Annotated in this window: 17 protein-coding genes; 4 read left to right on the top strand and 13 right to left on the bottom strand. The window is 39.1% G+C overall.

Annotation, left to right across the window (positions count from 1 at the left end):
* Positions 1–5: 5 nt before the first annotated feature.
* The gene (locus tag COD92_RS03080; RefSeq protein ID WP_255286765.1) at positions 6–809 is read left to right on the top strand and encodes a fumarylacetoacetate hydrolase family protein; all 804 of its coding nucleotides are present in this window, start codon (positions 6–8) and stop codon (positions 807–809) included.
* Between the two features lie 180 nt (positions 810–989).
* Here the strand turns inward: COD92_RS03080 and COD92_RS03075 are convergent, their stop codons facing one another.
* The gene (locus tag COD92_RS03075) at positions 990–3113 is read right to left on the bottom strand and encodes a glycoside hydrolase family 3 protein (RefSeq protein ID WP_098532253.1); all 2124 of its coding nucleotides are present in this window, start codon (positions 3111–3113) and stop codon (positions 990–992) included.
* A 264-nt stretch (positions 3114–3377) separates the two neighbouring features.
* Here COD92_RS03075 and COD92_RS03070 point away from each other — a divergent pair, with 264 nt between their 5' ends.
* On the top strand, positions 3378–4286 hold the full coding sequence (locus COD92_RS03070) for a helix-turn-helix domain-containing protein (RefSeq protein WP_098532254.1): 909 nt from the start codon (positions 3378–3380) through the stop codon (positions 4284–4286).
* Positions 4287–4748: 462 nt separating this feature from the next.
* Here the strand turns inward: COD92_RS03070 and COD92_RS03065 are convergent, their stop codons facing one another.
* From COD92_RS03065 to COD92_RS03020, 9 genes are all read right to left on the bottom strand, one after another.
* Positions 4749–6128, bottom strand: a complete 1380-nt coding sequence (locus tag COD92_RS03065; RefSeq protein ID WP_141561070.1) for an amino acid permease — start codon at positions 6126–6128, stop codon at positions 4749–4751.
* A gap of 513 nt (positions 6129–6641) precedes the next feature.
* Positions 6642–6938, bottom strand: a complete 297-nt coding sequence (locus COD92_RS03055; RefSeq protein WP_176550389.1) for a TNT domain-containing protein — start codon at positions 6936–6938, stop codon at positions 6642–6644.
* Between the two features lie 313 nt (positions 6939–7251).
* Positions 7252–8475 (bottom strand): multiple monosaccharide ABC transporter permease, encoded by a 1224-nt coding sequence (mmsB, locus tag COD92_RS03050; RefSeq protein ID WP_098532257.1) that lies wholly within the window; start codon positions 8473–8475, stop codon positions 7252–7254.
* Between the two features lie 5 nt (positions 8476–8480).
* A complete protein-coding gene (gene mmsA / locus COD92_RS03045) occupies positions 8481–10016 on the bottom strand; it encodes a multiple monosaccharide ABC transporter ATP-binding protein (RefSeq protein ID WP_098532258.1) in 1536 nt (511 codons plus the stop codon).
* A 46-nt stretch (positions 10017–10062) separates the two neighbouring features.
* Positions 10063–11139: a multiple monosaccharide ABC transporter substrate-binding protein gene (gene chvE, locus COD92_RS03040; protein ID WP_098532259.1), complete on the bottom strand. Its 1077-nt coding sequence runs from the start codon at positions 11137–11139 to the stop codon at positions 10063–10065.
* A 210-nt stretch (positions 11140–11349) separates the two neighbouring features.
* A complete protein-coding gene (locus COD92_RS03035; RefSeq protein ID WP_098532260.1) occupies positions 11350–12552 on the bottom strand; it encodes a response regulator transcription factor in 1203 nt (400 codons plus the stop codon).
* A 14-nt stretch (positions 12553–12566) separates the two neighbouring features.
* Positions 12567–14414, bottom strand: a complete 1848-nt coding sequence (locus COD92_RS03030; protein ID WP_098532261.1) for a cache domain-containing sensor histidine kinase — start codon at positions 14412–14414, stop codon at positions 12567–12569.
* Positions 14404–15417, bottom strand: a complete 1014-nt coding sequence (locus tag COD92_RS03025) for a substrate-binding domain-containing protein (protein ID WP_098532262.1) — start codon at positions 15415–15417, stop codon at positions 14404–14406. Before COD92_RS03025 ends, COD92_RS03030 begins: the two co-directional genes overlap by 11 nt.
* A 557-nt stretch (positions 15418–15974) precedes the next feature.
* Positions 15975–16682, bottom strand: a complete 708-nt coding sequence (locus tag COD92_RS03020; RefSeq protein ID WP_098532263.1) for a hypothetical protein — start codon at positions 16680–16682, stop codon at positions 15975–15977.
* Positions 16683–16968: 286 nt separating this feature from the next.
* On the opposite strand from COD92_RS03020, the gene COD92_RS03015 reads away from it, so the two are divergent.
* Positions 16969–17844, top strand: a complete 876-nt coding sequence (locus COD92_RS03015) for a YsnF/AvaK domain-containing protein (protein ID WP_176541339.1) — start codon at positions 16969–16971, stop codon at positions 17842–17844.
* A gap of 150 nt (positions 17845–17994) precedes the next feature.
* On the opposite strand, the gene COD92_RS03010 is transcribed toward COD92_RS03015, so the two are convergent.
* Together COD92_RS03010 and COD92_RS03005 are read right to left on the bottom strand one after the other, a co-directional pair.
* Positions 17995–19698, bottom strand: coding sequence for an NAD-dependent malic enzyme (locus tag COD92_RS03010; protein WP_098532265.1), 1704 nt, complete (start codon positions 19696–19698; stop codon positions 17995–17997).
* Between the two features lie 211 nt (positions 19699–19909).
* Positions 19910–20878 carry a 2-keto-3-deoxygluconate permease gene (locus COD92_RS03005; RefSeq protein WP_098532266.1) on the bottom strand — a complete coding sequence of 323 codons (969 nt, stop codon included), beginning with the start codon at positions 20876–20878 and terminating at the stop codon, positions 19910–19912.
* 418 nt (positions 20879–21296) lie between these two features.
* On the opposite strand from COD92_RS03005, the gene COD92_RS31755 reads away from it, so the two are divergent.
* Complete coding sequence (locus tag COD92_RS31755; RefSeq protein ID WP_176550388.1) at positions 21297–21440, top strand: hypothetical protein; 144 nt, start codon at positions 21297–21299, stop codon at positions 21438–21440.
* Between the two features lie 447 nt (positions 21441–21887).
* Here the strand turns inward: COD92_RS31755 and sdaAA are convergent, their stop codons facing one another.
* On the bottom strand, positions 21888–23450 hold the full coding sequence (sdaAA, locus tag COD92_RS33230) for an L-serine ammonia-lyase, iron-sulfur-dependent, subunit alpha (protein WP_098532268.1): 1563 nt from the start codon (positions 23448–23450) through the stop codon (positions 21888–21890).
* Between the last annotated feature and the right edge of the window lie 6 nt (positions 23451–23456).

Genomic DNA, 23456 nt, shown 5'->3' with positions numbered 1-23456 from the left:
GCGGCATGGTAATGCAGTTATTACAAAAGACACAAACGATAGTCCGCTATCAGAATCGGAACGGAAACATCTATTACGGAATTGTTGATGATGACGATATTCTGCAGCTTTCCAGTAATTTTACTGATATTGTAAACAAAGATATAAAATTTGATGGTATAAGAGTTAAATCCTATGATGTAAAAATATTAGAACCTGTTAAACCTTCAAAAATCATTAATTTCGGCTGGACCTATGCGGCACACGCAAAAGAGACTGGTGGAAAAGCCAATCTAAAAGAACCTTTTTTATTTTTAAAACCTGCTTCTTCCTTGATTCCAGATCAAGGGGAAATTATTCTTCCATCAAGCGGCTTAACCAACCAGGTAGAAATGGAGGGTGAAGTCGCACTTGTTATCGGAAAACGAGGCAAAAATATAAAGGAAGAAGATGCATTGGATTATATTTTTGGCTGTACGATATTTAATGATGTAACGGCAAGAGACCTTACAAAGAAAGATCCTCAGTTTACACGGGGGAAAGGTTTTGACACTTTTGGACCCTTAGGCCCATATATTGTGACAGGCTTAGATCCTACTAATTTACGAATCGTGACCACACTAAACGGCGAAGTCGTACAGGATGGAAATACTAACCAGATGTCATTATCAATTCCGTATCTGGTGAGTTGGGTTTCACAGGTTATGACACTACAGCCAGGTGATGTTTTAGCTACCGGCTCTCCTTCTGGCAGTTGTCCTATGAAATCAGGCGATATCGTATCAGTGGAGGTAGAGCATATCGGCAGGTTAAGTAATTATGTAATATAGTGGCTTAAATATAATGTTTTAAATGTCGGCTCAAAACAACAAAGGGCTTTTTTACAATGTACATACTCTTTTGGGTCTATTTGCTATTAAAGGTATAGTGGATTACTTACAAGTCCAATAAAAAAAGCGTTAAATCCTGAACCTTCAAGATTTAACGCTTTTTTCTCAATATAACCTATATTAATAGGTCAATCCATGACCAAGCTTATAAATATTACCATCACTATCTTTATAAGCATACTGAAGACCTTCCGGCATATATTTGTCCTTGTCATATCCCGGTACATCATTTCTTGACACACAATTACCTTCTTTATCAACCGCAATGACAGCTTCACTTGCAGGCAATGTTAGCGGCAATACACCTACTGGGCGGCTATTGCCAGCGATTACCTCATACTGCGCCTTATAGTAAGTGTCATAACCAGCAATTAGGACATCAGCCAAAGGTTCGACATTTCCAAGGATCCATGGCAAAATGACATTCACACTCATAATAACTTTTCCACCACGAACATGGATACTATCTGCCACTTCCTTTAGATGGTCCATTCCACTTAAAGTGGTTTCTTGATAGGTAGACCCATCCAAAGCCGTTTCTGTTTTATCTTCACAGATTTCAAGTTCTAACAGTCCTGGGGTTGCATTGAAATAAGCTCCAGATTTTGGACTTAAGAATAAAATAGCAATGTCAGCTTCTTCATAGTTATCAGTCAAAGTAAATTGGCCAAGTTCCTGACATTCCTGTCTTGCTTTTTCCGTATAAGCAGCTGCCCGCTCTGGTTCCTTGTGGAACACTTCTACATAAACCTTTTGATTACCAAGCTTATCAGCTGTTAATGGTAAGGTCTGGTTAGAATTTTTAAGAACGGTTACCGATTTTTTATGAGCTTCATAAGCAGCATCCCAGTTAGCTTGATTACTAACCACTGAAGCAGCGTTTTCTGGTGAAACATAAGTGCGATCATCAAAAAGTCCTAAAGCAAACATTTCAGTAAGGAGCCTTACATTGGCTTCATTAATACGTTTTTCACTGATCCAACCATTTTCGATGGCTTTTTTAAGGTTTTCAATATCATTGGTATCAGCGACAAGATCTGTACCTGCGTTAATTGCCTTTGCAAAACGTTCAGCCTCGCTCTTGTCTTCAACTCCCCAGCACATTTTACTTGTTATACCACTGTCACTATTTACATAGCCCTTGAACCCTAGCTTTTCTCTAAGGATATGATTTAAGAAATAATGATTAAAGGTAAAGCCAACCTCTTCGAAAGGAATGTCTTCTCCTTCAAATTCTTGAACCACACTATTTTTGATACTCGGGATAGAATAATATGGCATTATAGATGAAGTGCCATGGTCTACTGCAGCCTGAAACGGTGGCAGGTGGTATTTTTCTAAGCTGCCTGGAGTTGGATATAAGTTCCACTTTCCTTCTGCATAATGTGGATCGAATCCATTTTCCCTTGCACCGCCGCCAGGAAAGTGTTTTGTTGTCATCGCAATACTATGTTTTCCGACGGTCTCACCTTGGAATCCGTCAATGATCCGGCCGATTGCATCAGAAATAAATTCTGGGTCTTCGCCAAATGTACCATACGTCCGCTGCCATCTAGGATCAGTAGCTGTATCGGCCATATACATATAACCTTTTCTGATTCCGACTGCATCCCACTCATCATGTGCTATTTCAGCAAATTGGCTGATAAGGGAGGCATCGCCGCCATTTTTGATTTCCCCTTTTGCTGCTGCTGCAAGTCCTAATGTTCCAGGCCAAGTCGAGAAAATTCCGGCTGCGTCATTCATACCAAAGATGAATTCTGTATTTTCGTTTCTTGAATTAGATGCTATTAAGCAAGGAATACCAAGACGTGTTCCCTCGCATACTTCATTCATGGTATTAACCCACTCTGCCATTTGAGCCGGGCTCCAATTGTCTCGCAAAATGAAGTGGCGCAAATGCATGTTTTCAATCGTATGCGATGTGCCATATACTTTTGCCAAAGCAAAAATAGTCTCGCCTTTTTCAACAATTCCTTCATCTAACACACCATCATGGCTTGTCTTACTCTTATCTTTTTGGGAAAGACCCATCTGACGAGTATTAATCAGCATCATGCCGACCTTTTCATCAATATTCATCAAGGAGACTAGATTCTCAGCACGTTCCTTAGGGCTTAAACGCCAATCTTTATACGGTTCAAGTTTCCCGCTATTATTCAAATCTTTAAATTTTAATCCATCAACTTCAATGATATTCTTGACTCTGACCTCTAAATTTGATTGTTTATGGTTAGACTCCACATTATTGCCTCCTAATCTTACTCACCCTAATAAAATACTCGAATTTTTATCTTTTGATTTTTACTTTGATTAAACTTTACTATTTCATACGATAGGGTGCTCAATTTTGGGTATATCCATTTATTTAGTAAGCAGTTTATTTAGGATATTGCTTAAAAAATGAATGTTACCGCTTGCAGTTATAGAATAACAACAAAAAGCTCAAAATATATAGCACTTTTTGCTAAGATTATTGTAAATGTTGCTGTTTGAAAGGAGGATATTATGAAGCAGTCCGTTTTTATCCCAGTAATTGGTAAGGACTTTGAAATTTATTACTTCAACAAAAAATATCATTCCGAAGATCATCTTAAGAAATATAATGAATCATCAGTGAACTTTTCCCAATTAGAGACATTATTCCGCCTTCACAGTCATGATGTTTATGAGTTCCTTGTATTTCTAGGCGGGGAATGTGAATTTTTCTGTGAGGGAAAGACCTATAACCTGAGGAGAGGGGATGTTGTGGTCATCCCTCCTTATGCCGTTCATGAGGCTAATGTTGAAGATATCGATAAATATGAACGCATTATTGTTATGGTTAGTAAGCATTTAATGGCAGACTTTGCCTCTAGTTCACCATTAATGAAAGAGGATATTGTTTATCAAAAGACACAAGGATCGTTTGTGTTACATCTTCATTTAAAAAATTTCCAAAATATCATTTCGTTATTTCTTGAAATCATTAATAGAATCAAGAATGATGAGGAGAATTTTTCCTTTACACTGCATTACTTATTACTTCAAGCTCTACAAGTTATTTTTAATCCTGCAAGCAGTACACCAAACCTTAGCAACAAAGATGAATTAGACCAGAGGTTTGTCTCTATTTTACAATACATAGATTCACATTTGACTGAGCCGGATTTGAGTTTAGAAAGAGTATCAAATCATTTCCATTTAAACAAATACTATTTTTCTCATTATTTCAAGAAAAACATGAACCTGCCTTTTTATCGTTACGTCTCATTAAAGCGTCTATCTTACTCTGTCACTTTGATTAAACAAAATCAGTTCTCTATCGAGACAATTGCTTTAAAATCTGGGTTTCCTGATTATTCGAGTTTTTACAGGCTCTTTAAAAGAGAGTACAATCTTTCTCCAAAAAATTTACAAAAGGAATATAAAAATTAAAAAGTAACAAATAGTGATATTAATCCTTTTAGGATATAGACGCAGGATCGCAAATATAAAAAAGGTCTCCTTAAGTCTAATAACTTCATGGAGACCTATATGAAATAAATCAAGCTTAATCTATCCCATAATTAAACAAAACCTGATAGACTAACAGCCTTCGAGGTTGAAATCAATTTACCTGTTGAACTACTATGCCATGGTTAATTCATTTTTATTCATATTTGACGACTCTTCTCAGCACCTTTTGCCCCATCAATAAGAACCACAGCATAAGGTTACTGTGGTTTCTTATAACAAAGAGAACGGCCTATCCTATTATTTACGTTTCCTCGTAATGCGTCTAAATGAGTTTTTTAACTAGCTGACATTCATTTACCTAATTGTTTCGTTTCACAATAAAAACAGGGGCATTGTTGTAACTGCCCCTGTTGATCAATATATTGATATTTTCAAGAAGTCTTAAGAGACACGTTTGATCTGAGCTCCCTCTGCACGCTTTCCGATGCCAAACGCGTAATAGCTGATGGAAACAAGCGCCAGAAAAACAATCCCTACAACAAGCGATACACGGGTATCTTTATTAAACCACATTCCTATTAATATTAGAACCAGAAAAGCGATTGTCAGGTAGTTTGATACAGGGGCAAAAGGCATTTTGAATGGATGATTGTCCATTTTGTCCCCCTTCTCTTTTCTGAATTGAATTTGGCTGATCAGAATAACAAACCACGGAATCATCCCCGGAAGTACACTAGCACTATAGACATAGACGAATAAATTTTTTGGTGCAATATAACTTAAAATAATGCCCACTGCCAAACCAACCAGCACACCAATCGTACTTAAAAGGGGTACCCCATTCGAAGAAAGTTTCGTAAAGATTTTTGGTGCTTGTCCATTGACGCCCAATGTGTAAAGCATTCGTCCTGCACTATAAATCCCGCTGTTACACCCGGACATTGCCGAAGTGATGACAACAAAGTTAATAATTCCGGCTGCTGCTGTAACTCCAAGTTTTGCAAATGTGGCAACAAATGGACTGCCAATTGAATGTAGCTGATCCCAAGGATAAACGGTCACAATCACAAAGATTGCCCCAATGTAAAAAATTAAAATCCGCCAAATAATGCTTTGAGTCGCTTTTGTTAACGTTTTTTGCGGATCTTCTGCTTCTCCGGCTGTAATCCCGATTAATTCGACACCTTGATATGCCCCAATAACCAGTGACAGAGCAAAAAAGAATCCTGACCAGCCACCTGTAAAGAAGCCGCCATGTTCCCAAAGGTTTGCCAACCCGGTTGGGATTCCTCCATTGCCAATTCCGAAGAAAATAAGACCAAATCCGGCAACTATCATGATTAAAATAGTGACAACTTTTATTAACGAAAACCAAAACTCAAATTCACCAAACGATTTAACGGAAATTAAGTTGGCTGCCCCGAGAATCACAAATGCAACCAAACCGGGAATCCAAGCGGGGAGATCTGGGAACCAATACTTCATGTATGCCCCAACGGCAATAATTTCTGACATCCCGACAATTACCCATTGAAACCAGTTGCTCCATGCCGTTAAATACCCTGCTAATGGATGAATATACTTATAGCCGAATGTTGCGAAAGAGCCCGTACTTGGCTCCAAATATAACATTTCTCCCATTGCCCGCATAATAAAAAAGATAAAAATTCCTGCAATGATATAGGCAAACAGCACAGAAGGACCCGTCCATTGAATTGTACTTGCTGAACCCATAAATAATCCGACACCAATTGTACCGCCTAACGCAATCATCTGAATATGACGTGATTTTAAGCCTCTCTTTAATTCTTTCGTTTCCACTTTGACTCCCTCCTTTCAACTAATTGCTTGTTATTTACTTATCTGAATTATTATTCAATTATAATACTACTATCTGAAAAATACAATTGTCTTTTTCAGAAAAACATCTATTTATCTAGCTTTTTTAAATAAGAGTATTAAGAATATAAATTTATTTTTGAATTTTACAATAACTTTATACTGCAACATGTATAAATTATTTCATAGCAAAAAATCCTAGCGGTAAAATGCCGCTTAGGATTTTCTTTATACTCTGCTCTATATTTCATGAAGACTTATTATTTTATAAATTATTTATTTAAAGCATTTCTAAAATTTCTATGTAAAAGTATTTACATGCCTCTTCTACAGAATCAAATTTTTCCAATTGTGATTTAACACCACGTTCGCTATAGTATACTTCCCACTTTCCATTTTCACTATTGAGGCACAACGCTTCGTTTGGAAGTCCTCCATTTAAGCTATATAAATCCCCGGTATATTTGATATTATCAGCATTTTATTAATTCATCTTTATTTATATTTGACGACTCTTCTGAGCACTTTTTGCCCTATTAATTTTTTTACAGATTCGCTAAATTCATACTGAATACCAAGAGCTGCATCATCGAACCACGGCGCAATTGTTCCTTCCTCTACTTCAACCGGCCTTGTGACTACATATACACTATAAGATATTAGGTAAGTTTCTGGAGCTAAAGCACGCGCTTCATACGGTACACCATAAGGTGATACAAATGTTCCGCCTTCGTAACCAAATCTATCTATAATTGTACCAGGTTTTAATGTTACTGTTTTGGATTCTCCCAATAACTCTCGGTTAGGTGGCCATTCTTCAAATTGCCTAGGGTACAGCCTGTCAGCTTTGGTAGGTCTTTGTTTCTAGACTTTTTTGGAGGTAGGATTCTACTATAGAAAAGTTAGAGAAAAATCATTCCACCTTACTGTGACAATAGAAATGATTTTTGAATCATCTCACTACCACATTACAAATCTTTGGTATTTTTTACTGTTTTTTCAGAAAATTTTTATATGGCTCGGTTTTAAAAAAAGAGGACTACCCCTTTTTGGAATAGTCCTCTTTTTTGTTTTTAGATATAACGTCCTTATCTTTATCAATAGATTAGGAAGCTTTATTTTTGTTATAAATATCAAAGGCTACTGCTGCTAATAATACCAGACCTTTAATCCCTTGCTGCCAGTCAATTCCAAGACCCAGCAGTGACATTCCATTGTTCATGATCCCCATAACAAGGCCGCCGATAATAGCCCCAGGTACTGTACCGATACCACCGTAAGCTGAGGCTCCGCCGATGAAGCAAGCAGCAATAGCATCCAGTTCGAATAGGTTACCTGCTTTAGGTGTTGCTGCGTTTAATCGGGCTGCAAATAGCAAGCCGGAAAGAGCTGACAATACGCCCATATTGACAAATACCCAGAAAGTAACTCGCTTTGTTTTCACACCGGATAACAAGGCTGCTTTTTCGTTACCTCCAATGGCATACACATGACGTCCTGCTTTCATCCGGTTGGTGAAAAAGCGATAGACAATTATTAATAGAGCAAGAATGACGAGGATATTAGGAATTCCTTCATACAATGCTAATGAGTAGGTGAATAAATTCAGGACAACAATAGTGGCAGCCAGCTTCGCTAGAAAAATCCCCTGAGGCTGAACTTCCAAGCTGTGTTTGATTTGGTTTTTACGGTTACTGATTTCACCAATAACAAAAAGCACCGATAAGACAATTCCAATCATAAGTGTTGTCACATGAAGTCCCGAACCGCCAAACACATCCGGCATAAATCCGGTGCTCATTTTTTGGAAGCTTTCCGGGAAAGGTGCGATGGATTTGCCTTCCAGGACAATCATCGTTAATCCTCTAAAAAGAAGCATACCGGCAAGTGTCACAATAAAAGCAGGTACTTTCACATAGGCAATCCAAAATCCCTGCCAAGCTCCAATTAATGCACCAATGGCTAAAGAAAGAACAACAGCAACAAAGGTTGGTATTTCATAATTAACCATCAAGATGGCTGAAATAGCTCCGACGAACGCCGCAATGGATCCCACTGACAAATCGATATGGCCTGTGATAATAACTAATACCATTCCGATTGCCAGTACTAGAATATAGCTGTTTTGCAGGATTAAGTTTGTAATATTTAATGGCTTTAATAATAGCCCATCTGTCAAAACCTGAAAGAGCACCATGATGAAAATAAGAGAAATGATCATACTGTATTGTCTTACATTACTCTTTAGGAAGTTTCCAAGCATATTGCCATTAGAATTTCCGCTTGAAGATGGCTTATTTTTATCTACCTTTTGCATGATTGTTTGCATTTTCATTACCCCCTTACTTTACTTTGTGTCATTAATTTCATTAAGCTTTCTTGATTTGCGTCTTTACGGCTAAGTTCGCCGGTGATCCGCCCCTCGCACATGACATAGACGCGGTCACACATCCCTAGTATTTCTGGAAGTTCAGAGGAGATCATCAGAATTCCTTTTCCTTCCCTTGCAAGTTCATCGATGATGGAGTAAATTTCATATTTCGCCCCTACATCAATACCTCGTGTTGGCTCATCAAGAATCAACACATCAGGCTCAGACATAATCCATTTGCTTAATACAATCTTTTGCTGATTACCGCCGCTCAAGTTCCCTGCCTTTTGAAAAATACTCGGTGTTTTAATCCTTAATTTTTTTCGGTAGTTTTCGGCGGTCATAATCTCTTTATTTTCATCGATCACAAATTTATTGACTAATTTATCAAGACTCGCCAAGGTGATATTTTTCTTAATATCCTCCATTAGGATTAGCCCATTACCTTTGCGGTCCTCTGAAACATAGGCAAGGCCCTGATTAATAGCTTGACTGACATCGTTAAGTGTCACTTCTTTTCCCTTCATTAGAAGTTGACCGCTAATTTTCTTACCGTAGGATTTTCCGAAGATGCTCATAGCCAGTTCTGTTCTGCCTGCCCCCATTAATCCCGCAATCCCGACTATTTCGCCTTTCCGGATATGGAGATTGGCATTGTCAATGATTTTACGGTCTTGGTGCTGGGGATGATAAACATTCCAGTTCCTAACTTCAAGGATAGTGTCCCCAATCCTTGGCTTCCTTTCCGGATAGCGATGGGTCAAGTCTCGTCCGACCATTCCCTTTATAATACGGTCTTCTGTAATCTCATCCTTTTTCATATCCAGTGTTTCGATGGTCTTACCATCACGTAAAATGGTAATGGAGTCGGCCACCTTGGAGATTTCATTTAATTTATGTGAAATGATAATGGCCGTCATTCCTTGTTTCTTGAACTCTAACAATAAATTTAATAGATTCTCGCTGTCATCTTCATTTAAAGAAGCAGTCGGCTCATCCAAGATTAATAGTTCCACTTTCTTAGATAGCGCTTTCGCAATTTCGACTAACTGTTGCTTCCCGACACCGATGTTCGTAATAAGTGTATTTGGCGATTCATACAGACCCACTGTTTGCAGCAGTTCCCTGGTTTTCATGAAGGTGCTATTCCAATTAATGACGCCGTTCTTTTCCTGTTCATTTCCTAAAAAAATATTCTCTGCAATCGATAGATACGGGATTAAGGCTAATTCCTGATGGATGATGACAATCCCTAAATCTTCACTTTGCCTAATATTTTTGAACTGACACTCCTTGCCATTATAGAAGATATCACCGCTATAGGAGCCAAACGGATAGACTCCGCTTAATACCTTCATTAAAGTTGACTTACCTGCCCCGTTCTCACCGCATAAGGCGTGTATTTCGCCTTTTTTAATTTTCAAATTAACATTATCAAGCGCTTTTACGCCTGGGAACTCTTTCGTAATACCCTTCATTTCCAAAAGGATGTTTGTCATAGGATCACCCGCCTGTTTTTAAATATGGGCTAAAATTTTACAAGAATCATTTAAGCTGGGCTTTTGTATAATAGCCACTGTCTATCAATAAAGATTCATAATTTGTTTTGTCTACCGAAAGCGGATTCAAAAGATAAGCTGGTACGACCTTTTCACCGTTATCATAGGTTTTCGTATCGTTTACTTCTGCCTTTTTTCCTTTTAAAACGGCATCCGCCATTTCAACTGCTTTTTCGGCCAATTTCCTTGTATCCTTAAAGACCGTTTGAGTCTGTTCTCCGCGGATAATCGACTTAATCGAGGCCAGTTCTGCATCCTGCCCGGTTATGATTGGTAATGGTTTGTCACCCTTGCCATAGCCTACACCTTTTAAAGAGGAAATGATTCCAATACTAATACCATCATAAGGGGAAAGAACCGCATCCACTCGCTCACTTGAATAATGGGCGCTCAAGAGATTGTCCATTCTTGACTGTGCAAGGGCACCATCCCACCGTAAAGTGGCTCCCTGGTTAAATTTTGTTTGACCGCTCCGAACAACCAATTTTCCCGATTTCATATATGGCTTTAGGACAGACATCGCACCATCAAAGAAAAAATAGGCATTATTATCGTCAGGCGAGCCGGCAAACAACTCAATATTGAACGGACCCTTTCCTTCCTTCAATCCCAACTTTTCTTCGATATAGGTACCCTGTTGAACTCCTACCTCAAAGTTGTCAAATGTCGCATAATAATCAATATACTTACTGTTTCTGATTAAGCGGTCATAAGCTATGATCTTGATGCCTAATTTGTGCGCTCTTTCCAAGACATTTGTTAGTGCAGCTTGGCCGTCTATTGGGGCGATCACTAACACATTCACACCCTTAGTAATCATGTTCTCAATTTGAGCTGTCTGGTTCTCGACAACATCCTCTGCGTATTGTAAATCTACCTTATACCCGAGCTTTTTAAATTGCTTGGCCATGTTTTCACCGTCATTTACCCACCTTTCGGAAGATTTTGTCGGCATTGAAATCCCCACATAACCACTTTCCTTACCACTTGCTTGATTGCTGCTGCATGCTGTTAAGGATACTAGCATAAATAATAGAGTTATCACTGATAACCACTTTTTCACGTAATTTCCTCCCTTCTTTTACTACTGGAAAGTTTTCTAAGAAAGCGCTTCAGTTAAGTTCAATATATCACCCTATCAAAATTAGGTCTTTTTAAAAAAATAACTATTTTTATAATAATTTAACTTAATTTAAATCGCTTTCATTCTATTTGTTTCCAGAAAAAAAGGCATGCCGGATTTTAACCGACATGCCCTTTTTCCTAAATCTATTTATTTTGGGGTTCTCCGATACTGATTCGGGGAAACCCCCATCACTTTTTTAAAGGCCGTACTAAAATAATGTTGTGTATCATAACCGGCCTTCTCTGCAATCTCAAGAATGGAGAGGTCCGTGGAATTCAACAGCATAATAGCTTTTTTAATGCGAAGGTTGGTGATCAAACTGACAAAAGATACTCCTAACTCCTGCTTAAATGTTCTGCTTAAATATACTGAAGAGACCTGCAGAGATTCGGCTGCTTTTTCTAGCGTAATATCGGGCTCTGAAAAATGTTCAAAAATATAGTCTCTGGCCCGGCGCACTACGGGGGAAATAGTAGAATCTTGTTCCATTATTTGTTTACATGTTTTATAGGCCTCAGGAATCGTGCTTAAGCCCTTTTTTAACGGTTCAAAGCAGGAATGGATTGTCATCTTTAACTCCTGTTTCGCCCGTTTTCCTATCATCATGATCTTTTCTTCATTGATGGAATCCCAAAGTAAAATTAGTATACTTCCAGAGTAATCCCGTATATAAATTTTTTCGCGAGCCCCCAACTCTTCGAAAATAAGATTTTCAAGTGAAACAGAAATCAACTGATGATCTTCTCCTGCGATTACAGGATCATTTGCATAGTATTCTGGAGACTGAATGACCCCTATTTGTTTCGGACTTTTAACAGGTAACCCCAGGAACTGGAGCTGCTCGAGAGCCTCTTCTTCACTCCATTTTCCTTCAAGTAAATCATAAAATAGTTTTTCACGAAGCAGGTCAATATTGTTATTAATTTGATTAGAGGCCAATTTTACAAACTCATCTTGCTTAATAACCGCTTCCAGTTCGTTCTGGACTTTTTCAAGCACGGTTTGCAGCTGTTCTGGGTTGGCCGGCTTTAATATATAGTCGGAAACATTTAATCGCAATGCCTCCTGTGCATAATTAAATTCATCATATCCTGTAATAATCACAATCTTACATTTGGGCAGATGTACCCGGACGTGTTTAATGACGGTTATCCCATTCATAATCGGCATATTCAAGTCGACCAACAGAATATCGATAGAATGCTTTAATGCAAGTTCAAGGGCTTCCTCCCCATCCTCAGCCTCCGCTACAACAGTCATACCAAGTGCCTGCCAATCCACTGCCTCTCGAATTCCTTCACGGATGATTGGTTCATCATCAGCAATTAACACCCGCCAGCTTTCCTTCATAATACCTCACCTCTTTATCTATCCTTTTCTCCTATTTGACCGCCGCTTTCCATTGGCAGCAAAATGGTCACGGTCGTTCCTTTTCCTTCTTCACTATCAATCGATAGACCATATTGGTCGCCGCAGGTGAATCGAATTCTGGCCTGAGTGTTTCTCATTCCATATCCCAGACCTATCCTCTCCTCAGCCTCTGAAAAGCAAACTTCAAGATTCTCCCGAAGGGCCGTTAATTTTTCTTTTGTAATTCCTTTTCCATCATCCTTTATACGAATAAGTAAATCGCCCATGTACTCCTCGGCTTTAATGAGAATATGGCCTGGGCCTCTCCTCTCTTTTATGCCGTGGTAAATGGCGTTTTCAACAATTGGCTGGAGAACGAGTTTGGGAATAGGTACCTTTTTAATACTTTCATTAACTTCAACCGTATAATTTAATTTATCCTTGTATCTTGCTTTTTGAATTTGAAGGTAACTGTGTATATGTTCGATTTCTTCGCTCAAAGGAATGATATCATGGCCCTTACTGAGACCAATGCGGAATAGTCTTGATAAAGATCCTACAAGGTTAGCAACATCCTCGGCTCCTTGTTTGCGTGCCATCCAATTAATGGTATCCAATGTGTTGTAAAGAAAGTGCGGCTTAATATGTTCCTGGAGACTTCGTAATTCCGCTTCCCTCTTTTGCCTCTCCTGTTTTTCGGTTAGTGAAATAAGCTTATTGATTTGAACAAGCATTGTATTAAAACTTCTTCCGAGCATTCCTAACTCATCCTTACGATTTCCCTCATATCGAACGGTTAAATCGCCATTTTCAGCCCTATGCATAAACGACATTAGCTGACCAATCGGCCTGGACATGGAAGTAGATAAATAATAGGACGCTGTTAATCCGATTAAACAGACGATAAAGACAAAGCTAATCATATAAAAATTGATTTCCTTGATTTCTGAAACTGCTTCATTAGAAGGGAATACACCTACCGTCGTCCAATTGGTAAAAGAGGATTTTTGATAGATAAATTGCGATTTACTTCCATTTACCTTTCTAAAAAACGTTCCAGCGTCACTGTCAGCAACCCATTCTAGTGGAAACTTTTTAATGAGTTGTTTTGCCGGTGAATAAATGTTTTCGCCTTTCTCATCCAATACCATTAAATAGCCAGTTTTTCCAAGACGGGCATCCTTTGTCGCTTCAGCTATGACCCTTAGTTTTAAGTCAATTAAGACAACCCCTTTGACTTTCTGTGTGTCAGGGTCAATTATCGCTCTTACGACTGATATAACTTCATCATCTTTATACTGCAAATAACTTTTCACCTTACGATTAGACGGATGTCCGAGGATTTTAAAAATACCTTTATTTTCTTCGGCCTGTTTATACCATTTTTCCTCGGTTAAATTTTTATTGGAATCTGAATATAATTCATTACTAATGTATTTCCCGCTGCTATTCACGACGAGGATACCTGCCACCTCAGGATATAGGGTGGAAAGGCTGCGCAAAAACTCCCTCATTTCGTAGGTATCCGTTTCTCCAGTTGATTGAATATCCTCTGTTTCGTCTATGAATCTCTTTATATCTGGATTAAAGGAGATCAAATAACTTATATTTTGCATATTATTGGCATAGCTTTCTAATGTTTTATTAACTTGACCAATTAATTGCAAGGTATTTTCTGTCACCTGTTTTTCAATAATCCGCTCAACAGTCATTCCAGTCAGAATACTAAGACCAATTGATGGTACGATACTTATCAATAACAATAGGACGATTAATTTATAACGAATAGGAAAGTCATTGATCCGCCATTTCTCTATACCACTAGGGATGAAAGGCAGGTTGGTCAATCTCTTACTGGCCATAAAAATCCCCTACATTCTCTTTGGTAATCACAGAGACGCCTGTATCTACATTAGGCGGCAGTGGCGGTGCACTTATGTTGCCGAGCTTGGAATCAGCAGTAAGCTTATGATTTAGATGAAATAAAAACTGCAGTGACCAATACCCCATCTTCCATGTACCTTGCGCAAGTGTCGCCGAGATAGTTCCGTCTTTAATTAAATCAAGCGTTTGTTTATCCGTGTCAAAGCTGACAATCTTTACTTTGTTTTTTACTTTTGCGGAACTTACAGCACTTCCAACTCCAATTCCGCCAATCGCCTCAGTGGCAAAAATCCCGTTTAAGTCTGGATATTGGGCTAACAGTTCGTTAGCTGCCCTTCTTGAAACTGGTTCGCTTCCTTTCCCGTCTTTCACTTCTACGACTTCAATCCCTGGATAATCCTTCTCTATTGTTTCTTGAAAGCCCTTTAATCTTTCTTGATGATTCAACTGTTTGGGTAAGGTTACAATGCCTACTTTTCCTTTGTTATTCAACAGAGCTGCCATTTCCTGTGCACCCATTACTCCTGCGTTATAATTGTTGGTGCCAATAAAAGTTTGAGCCTTACTCGATGGTGCACCGGAATCAAATAGTACAACAGGAATTCCAGCATCTACTGCTTTATTAATCGTCGTTGTAATTTTTTCGGGGTCAATGGCCGAAATGGCGATACCGTCCGGCTTTTTGGCAATAACTTGTTCTAATACGGTAATTTGTTCATTCACATCATACTGGGCAGCCCCTCGGTATTCGATTGAAACATTTAAGGCATCTGCCGCATCCTCAAACCCTTTAAGTGCCCGTTTCCAATAGTCATGTCCTGCCTGGAATGTAACCATTACATACTTTTCATTCATATCTCCGCGGATTCCCTCTTGAACCTGTTCTAAAGCGGTTCCATTTGAATTATTAAAATGATAGTAAAATAGATATAAAGCAAAAAGTCCGAGTAGAAAGATATAAGCAACTATTAGCTTTTTCAGATTAATAAACCCCTTTCATAAAAATCTAATAAATAAAGAAATAAACAATTCTACTAGCATGTATTAATAGTCCCCATTTTAATCTAATGCTGTTTGACAATAAACCCATTTTAACAGCAAAAAACCACTTTCTAAAATGTAAGAAGTGGTTTTTAATAATAATGTAATTTATTCACACAACCAGTTTACAGAATAGGTGGGAAATAGCTTTCACTAGTTCTCTAATGATGTTGGCTTAGAACCTCTTGCTTCATGCGCGCCCATTCATCAAGGCATATTTGTCGACACCTACTCAGAATTTGTAGATATTTCCCGGGAATTTGTTGAAATTTGAAAAATGGTAAATCTAAGTGTAGAACAATCGAGGAAATGTTGGAGCCGGGAAACGTTGTTTTAAGCGCGACACGCATCTATTGTATATCGGGTATCGCAAGCTAGGTTTGATTTAATTATTCTAATCTTTTTCCTGATTACCAAGGTCTTAAGCTGTATCATCAAAGGGCTTATCCGTATCCGTATCGCCCAGCGCTATACGCCTTTAATGTCGAAAGGGCACCTTATTTTCGGAATATAGAGAAAAGCCCTCCCCATTTTTCTTTAGGTTTTTGTATCGCTTCTTCTAAACGTTTATTAAACTCATTTTGTGAAAGCCATTCTTTTTTCTGTTCATCCCGCATTTTTTGTAATTCTTTTTGTAAGAACTCACTTTTTTCTTGTTCTTGATAGAGAAAGGTTTCGTAATATGCTTTTTGTTGTTCAGTTAATTTTTCAATTTTCGCATGAGTCCTTTGTGCTGAATTCCCAATACTAGAACTTATAACATGATGATCTTGCTGGAGCCGAGAAACCGTTATTTTAAGCTCAGACATATCGTTTGTCAGTTGGACATTCATTTCACGTGTAGCAGCGATTTCATTGACTAAAAACATTAATATCTCTTTTAATTGATTAGGATCTTGGGGCAAATTTTCATATGTATCGGGTATCGCAAGCTCTTTTTCACTGGATTCTTCTAATCTTTCCTTTTGTTGATACGCAAGGTCTTTGGCTGTATCGTCTAAGGGCTTGTCCGTATCGCGTAACGCTATAAGCGCTCCGATGTCAGATTGAACAAAAATACGCCGATCACCATCTTTTAAAAACTCATATCCATTCCGCTCTAAGATTTGGCCATACTTTCGAACAGTGGGTGTTGCAATCCCCACTTCTTCAGCCACCTCTTTAGAGGAGAATGCTCGTTCATTTGGTTGTATATCACGTCGCATATCGGGCCTCCTTTTCTATTAAATATGAAGGTTTTTAGATTTATTTGCAAGCTATATCGCCCTGCGATACAAAACAAAATTAGACAGATCAGCCCCTCTATTCAGCCATAACAAAACCTCCCATCTAATTAATCTTCACAATTCTTATGGCAAAGCATTGTTTCAGTAAAATTGTGGCATCCCTTCTTGATCACCAGGAGAAAATTTGTTTTCGATGTTGTTAAGCCGGGTAAGTATAATTTGTAAGCTTTATAAGCAAACAAAAAGGGAAATGGAGGCTATAACTATGAGTAAAACAGTTTTAGGTGTTTACAATTCTAATGATGAAGTGGTTCGAGCCATTGAGGAATTCCGAAACGAAGGATATTCTGTAAAAGACTTGTCGATTATTGCTAATACAACAGATGTCCCTTCCTCCATTGAAGAGGAAACAGGAGTAACTTCTCAAGAGGTAAGCACAAGGAATGAAACACAAACAGAAGAGCACCAAGGGTTCTTAGCAAGTCTATTTTCCCCGTTTGAGGATAGTATGAATCAAAATGACGGAAAGGCTACCTATTATGATCACTTGGTCGCCCAGGGTATCAGTGAAGTAGATGCTTTAAGATACGAAGACGATATCAATTACGGAAAGGTCCTGCTTCTTGCTGATAAGGGATCAGGGAATGTTAGTGCTGCAGGCGGTGTCTCCACAGGAACCATGGCTCGTGAACAAATGGGTCTTGAAGATACTTTCGACACAGATAAGCAGCGCTCACTAAAGCTTCGCGAAGAACAATTAGATGTTAATAAACACCGCGTTCAGACAGGTGAAGTAGAGGTTAAAAAAGATGTCGTTGAAGAAGAGAAAACGGTAAATGTTCCAGTAAAACATGAAGAGGTATATGTAGAAAGACGGGCAGTGGACAAGAATGAATCAGACACAACCGGACCAATAGGCGATGATGAAACCATCCGCGTTCCAATTGTCGAAGAAAAAGTTGAAGTTACGAAGAAACCTGTTGTTTCTGAAGAACTGGTAATTGGCAAAAAGCAAGTTACGGAAACCCAACAGGTAACAGAAAATGTAAAGCGTGAGGAAGCCAAAGTGAAAAAGGAGGGCGATACTTCAGTCAATGAAACTACTACCGACAGCAATTGTGTGGATCCTGATAGACTCTAACCTTTAAAAAATGAAAATATCCTAAAAAAATGCTCATCCTTTTACTTACTAAAGCAAAAGGATGAGCATTTATCTCTTTTAATTGCATGTAAAAACTTATAATAAAGGCTTTATGATGTTTGTTACCAAATGCCGCCCATTCATTTTCATTTATAATAAAGTCCAAATACCCATACTCTTAATTTCCTTATACTCAGGTTTCCACATGGCTTCTTCAATAGCAGTTTCAACATCTGGGATATCCGCTCTCGCAATTCCTTCGTATATGGCCGCATTGACTACTTCAATAGCTACGTATTTTGAGACTTCATGAAGTTTTTCAATGGATGGCAGCTGGGATGCTCCAAGTGTGCTGGTGTCAGACATTCTTGCAACCGCATAAGCAGCTGCTGCGAACATTCCTTTTGAGATCACTTCAGCTTTTGCAACAATGGCTCCAAGACCTAGGCCTGGGAATACAAATGCGTTATTTGACTGCCCAATTTCATAGGAGACACCTTTGTATTCTACATTGGCAAACGGGCTGCCTGTTGCAATTAGGGCCTTGCCATCTGTCCAATTAATCAGGTTTTCTGGCACTGCTTCAGTTAGTGCAGTCGGGTTGGACATAGGCAAGATGATGGGACGCTCAACGTGCTTGGCCATTTCTTTAACAATTTCCTCAGTGAAGGAGCCGGCTTGTCCGGAAGTACCAATCAGGATGGTTGGCTTCACCCTCTGAACCACTTCCATTAATGAAATGATCTCGTCTTCATTCTTATCCCAGTCTCTGACTTCACCCGTTTTCCTTACATAAGGCTTCTGGAAGTTCAGAACATCTGGTGTTTCATCCGTTAGTAATCCCCGATAGTCAATAGCCCAAAAACGGTTATAGGCTTCTTCTCTAGTCAGCCCTTCAAGAACCATTGTCTCTGAGATTTGGTCAGCTATACCGATACCGGCAGCCCCTGGTCCGAAGACAACAATACGCTGGTCCTTCAGAGTAGATCCTGTTACTTTTAATCCAGACATAACAGCAGCAAGGGTAACTGCACCTGTTCCCTGGATATCATCGTTGAAGGTAAGAATTTTGTCACCGTATTTGTCCAAAATTTTACGCGCATTCACGTTGCCAAGGTCCTCCCAGTGAATAAGAACCTCTGGAAAGGACTTTCTTGCAGTCTGAACGAATAAATCAATGAATTGATCATAACGCTCACCACGGACACGGGCGAATTTGTTGCCAATATAGATAGGATCAGCAACCAAATCCTGATTGTTCGTACCAACATCCAGCACGACTGGCAGAACACGGCTTGGATCAATACCAGCTGCCGCTGTGTATACGGCAAGTTTACCAATCGCGATATTAATACCGCCTACTCCTTGGTCCCCAATACCCAAAATGCTTTCAGAGTCGGTAACTACGATTAAATCAATGCCATTTTTAGGCTTCCCAAGATTATAAAATGCCTTTTCAATGCCCTCAGGATCATCAATTGAAAGATATAAGCCACCCGGGCGGCGGTAGCTATGGGAGTATGACTGGATAGCATCACCGACAGTAGGAGTATAAATGATTGGGAGCATTTCTGCTAAGTGTTCTTTTAATAGCCGGTAAAACAAAACGACATTACGGTTATATAAATCATAAAGCAGCCCGTTTTTGAACAAATCGGTAGTTCGCATCGAATATTGCTCATAGACTCTATTTGCTTGTTCATCAAGGGTGAGCACCTGGGGCGGTAACAGGCCGTCGAGTCCCAGGTCTTCCCTTTCCTCTTTAGTAAAGGCCGTTCCTTTATTTAAAAAAGGATTTGAGAGAACTTCTTTTCCCTTTAATGTTGTAATAATAACATTCTCAGGTACATTCATGGTGTTTCCTTCTTTCTATCTTATAAATTGCTATTCGGATAATACCGGAAAATAGATTCTTACCTTTTCATGTTAATAACATTTCCGTTATTCAGTAGTTTTTTTAATTTAATAACCCTTTTTTGTAACTAAACAAAGTAGAAAGTAAAAATGCTGACTGCTTTGGTCTATCTTTCACTTTTCCGTGTTTATAGATTTACTTTTCTTTTTATCATGCTGCACTTGCAATTGATTTTTTAGCTTTTTTCTTTTTGGACATTTTAAATACATAGTTTACAATAATCGGACAGACTATTGCAGATATTACACATGCTGCTGCAACTTGTGCAGTAGCTCCTTGTGCTATTGAAGCTAAAGTTGGATCTGCTGCTGCAACAACAGCTGGTGTAGCTACAGCATTTCCTGCAGTTGACCCTGTTGCTAAACCAACTATAGGATTTTCTTTAAATAACTTCAAAAGTACGTAAGCTCCAATTCCTGTGAATGCAGCTATTAACCCTAGTAATATGCCAGGACCTCCCGCTTCTATAATAGTTGAAAGATTCATTCCTGCACCTAATGGGAATGAGAAGAATGGGATTAATAATAGTTTACTGCTTCCAAGGAACTTTCTCATATCAGGATCAATATTTCCTAAAATCATTCCGATTACTATTGGAATTAATACTCCTACAAGTGTTTGAAAAGGAATTGAGGCAAGGCCGGATGCACCTAATGCAACTAATGTAAAAAATGGACCATCTTTTAAAGAAAATAAAGCATATGCCCCTACATCAGTTTCGTCACCATAAGATGAAGCAAGAGATGCATATAATCCACCATTAGCATTTAATAACGCTGCAAGGATTGCTAATGGTGATAATCCTAGTATTCCGGCAGGCCCAAAAAGCATTGCTACAGTAATACCTATACCAGCACCTACTATAAATTTGCCTGTTAATAATATGGCACCTTTTTTTATTGCCTTTGGTGCTAATTTGAAATTAATTTGTGAACCAATTAAAAACATAAAACATGCCAAAATAGTTGATGATGCTTCTTTACTGAATAATGCCGTTGTAAAACTTCCAATTTTTAAAAATTGCGGGAAAAATGTATTCGTTAATACCCCTAAAAACAGTGGAACAACCATCAAACCTCCTGGAATTTTATCAAGCGTTTTCTTAATTGGAATTTGCATTTTTAATCCTCCTAAAATCATTTTTATAATCTTGCTATCTAGTTTTTTTAGCTGCTTTTAAGATTTTTTCTGCTACATTTGCAGCTACTCTTTCTAGATGTTAAATTAAAATGAATAGCGCTTTCTTTGTTATCATATTCCCATGTAAACCGTTTTCATAGATTATGAAAGTTTAATAATTTTTTTTGTAAATAAAAAAAGTAAGCAGCTGCCGTAACTGCTTACATAAAGTTTTTTATTAATTGCTCTTTAAATCTGTTATATTCATGCTGGTATTCAGGCCTTCCGACCGTTCCATAGATAACCTTGACTTCAACCGAATCCTGTTTATCAATGAACCGAGTTTGCTCCAGGCAGGTAGCAAGTGTAGAGTTACTGCGGTCAATCCAGGGGACATTATTGTGGGGCCGATGGCGTTGTGGTAATACCTCAAGTGAAAGAACAATATATCATGGGAAAATCTTTAGAAAAGTTGAAAAAAGACGAAATCAGAGAAATGAAGGTTTCTAGAAATGTTGAAGCAAGTAAGGAATATTTAGATAACATGCTCTTAAATAATTAAGCAAGGATAGGAAGGGGACCTCCTTTCTACTTTGCTGGCTTCCATCTTAGAAAGAATATGAGACCATATAACAAAAGCCAATGCAGATGCCAAAATTCCGGAATATACAAGGTATTCTACAGCCATAAAACTCCAATGGGACTGACCATGTTCAAAACTGATAGAATACAAAAACAAGCCAATAGCTCCCGCACCCAAACTAAAATCAGAAAGCTCCAGAAAGTATTCCTAACTTCGAAAAAAGGCTAGACCTGTGATTATTCCATAAAAAAGGGTTGGAGACTTAGTCTCCAACCCTTAAACAGTTTTTCGCGAAAGGATTACATTATGCCGCCCATAAGGTGAAAAGGTGTGACATCTTTAACGTAAAATTACGTTTTCAACTTCATTGTGTTAGCAAAATGTTAGCATTTCTCTCCCATTTTACCTGAAATCCTCCCCTGATCACTATTTAGTTTGAATTAATAAAATTTCATCAATGATGGGAATTTCTTTTTTCAATATGGTTAAGAGATTTCCCTTGATCTGATTGTCGATTTCACAAATCGTTATCGCCGAACCATTGATTTTTGAACGTTCATTCGCCATACGGGCAATATTTAACCCTTTTTGATAAAGAGATCCCGATAGCTCGGCAATAACCCCCTTTCGATCGGTATGGCGGATTACAAGTGTTGGTCGGTCTCCGGAAAATTTTAATGGGTAATCATCCAATTCTTGAACTTCCACTTTGCCACCGCCTAAGGAACTTGCCAATACCTTTACAGTTCGCGTTGCACCTGATAATTCTACTAGCACCGTATTCGGGTGGTAACTTCCAAGCACCCGTTTCGTAAACTCGTATTGTAAGCCATTTTCTTCGGCAATGGATTTCGCACGTGGAATGCCTTCATCCATTGTTGTTAACCCAAGAGCCCCTGCTAATAATGCTAAATCTGTGCCATGGCCTTGATAAGTTTCAGCAAAGGAACCCATCAGGGAGAACTTTGCAAATAATGGTTTTTCGTTTAACAGCTGACAGGCTATGTTGCCAATGCGGACAGCACCTGCTGTATGTGAACTTGATGGCCCGACCATGACGGGGCCGATAATCTCATAGGCGCTTTGATATTTGGCCGGTCCGCAGCCACTTGTCTTTTCGCTGAAAATCTGCTCCTTCAATTTTTGACCTGTCGGGGTGCCTGCCAGACCGCCAATCCCGGTTTCCCTTAGCGATTCAGGCATTTGCTGCCCGACTTCATGCATCACATGGATTACCTCATCCGGCGGAATGATGCTGACCACCCCTGCTAACGCCATATCTGCCGCAGCCTGGGCGGTAATCGCGTGTAATCCGTTCCGAAGGATACATGGAATTTCCACCAGCCCGGCGACCGGATCACAAACTAGTCCCAGTGAATTTTTTAAAGCTATTCCGATGGCATTTCCTACCTGCTCTGGAGTGCCGCCGGCAAGCTCAACTAAAGTGCCGGCGGCCATCGCGGTTGCTGAGCCTATTTCCGCCTGGCATCCGCCGGCTGCCCCTGATATGGAAGCTTTATTGGCAATCACCAAGCCAAGAGCAGAGGCAGTGAACATGGACAGTACAATCCGCTCCCGTTGGAATTTTCCGCTGTCCAGAGCGTGTACAAGTACTGCCGGCAAGATTCCCGCTGAGCCTGCAGTCGGTGTCGCCACAATCCGCCCCATTGTCGCATTGACCTCTGATACGGCCAGTGCATTGGCTGCGGCATTTAATGTCACGGGATTGATAAAGGATTTTCCATTTTCGGCATATTGGTGAAGTCGGTACCCATCGCCGCCGGTCAAGCCGGTACGGGACATGACAGCACTTTTCGTCCCCCTAAGGACAGCCTCTTCCATTACCTTAAATTGCTCGGCCATTTTTTCGATAATCGCTTCCCGTGGAATGCTCTTTTGCTGTATTTCAGTTTGGATCATTAATTCCGCAATCGTTATATTTTGCTGCTTAGCTAGTTCAATTACTTCTCTTAAACTCGTGAAAGACATAGTATC

Source organism: Bacillus sp. AFS037270, assembly GCF_002585305.1.
This window is presented reverse-complemented; position numbering and strand designations above follow the sequence as displayed.

What these genes read in the sequence shown, in the direction of transcription:
- COD92_RS03010 (WP_098532265.1), bottom strand. Translation starts at nt 19,698, where the DNA reads ATGAATGTACCTGAGAATGTTATTATTACAACATTAAAGGGAAAAGAA.
- sdaAA (WP_098532268.1), bottom strand. Translation starts at nt 23,450, where the DNA reads ATGTCTTTCACGAGTTTAAGAGAAGTAATTGAACTAGCTAAGCAGCAA.
- COD92_RS03070 (WP_098532254.1), top strand. Translation starts at nt 3,378, where the DNA reads ATGAAGCAGTCCGTTTTTATCCCAGTAATTGGTAAGGACTTTGAAATT.
- mmsA (WP_098532258.1), bottom strand. Translation starts at nt 10,016, where the DNA reads ATGACAAACATCCTTTTGGAAATGAAGGGTATTACGAAAGAGTTCCCA.
- COD92_RS03035 (WP_098532260.1), bottom strand. Translation starts at nt 12,552, where the DNA reads ATGAAGGAAAGCTGGCGGGTGTTAATTGCTGATGATGAACCAATCATC.
- COD92_RS03020 (WP_098532263.1), bottom strand. Translation starts at nt 16,682, where the DNA reads ATGCGACGTGATATACAACCAAATGAACGAGCATTCTCCTCTAAAGAG.
- COD92_RS03015 (WP_176541339.1), top strand. Translation starts at nt 16,969, where the DNA reads ATGAGTAAAACAGTTTTAGGTGTTTACAATTCTAATGATGAAGTGGTT.
- COD92_RS03080 (WP_255286765.1), top strand. Translation starts at nt 6, where the DNA reads ATGGTAATGCAGTTATTACAAAAGACACAAACGATAGTCCGCTATCAG.
- COD92_RS03030 (WP_098532261.1), bottom strand. Translation starts at nt 14,414, where the DNA reads ATGGCCAGTAAGAGATTGACCAACCTGCCTTTCATCCCTAGTGGTATA.
- COD92_RS03005 (WP_098532266.1), bottom strand. Translation starts at nt 20,878, where the DNA reads ATGCAAATTCCAATTAAGAAAACGCTTGATAAAATTCCAGGAGGTTTG.
- mmsB (WP_098532257.1), bottom strand. Translation starts at nt 8,475, where the DNA reads ATGCAAACAATCATGCAAAAGGTAGATAAAAATAAGCCATCTTCAAGC.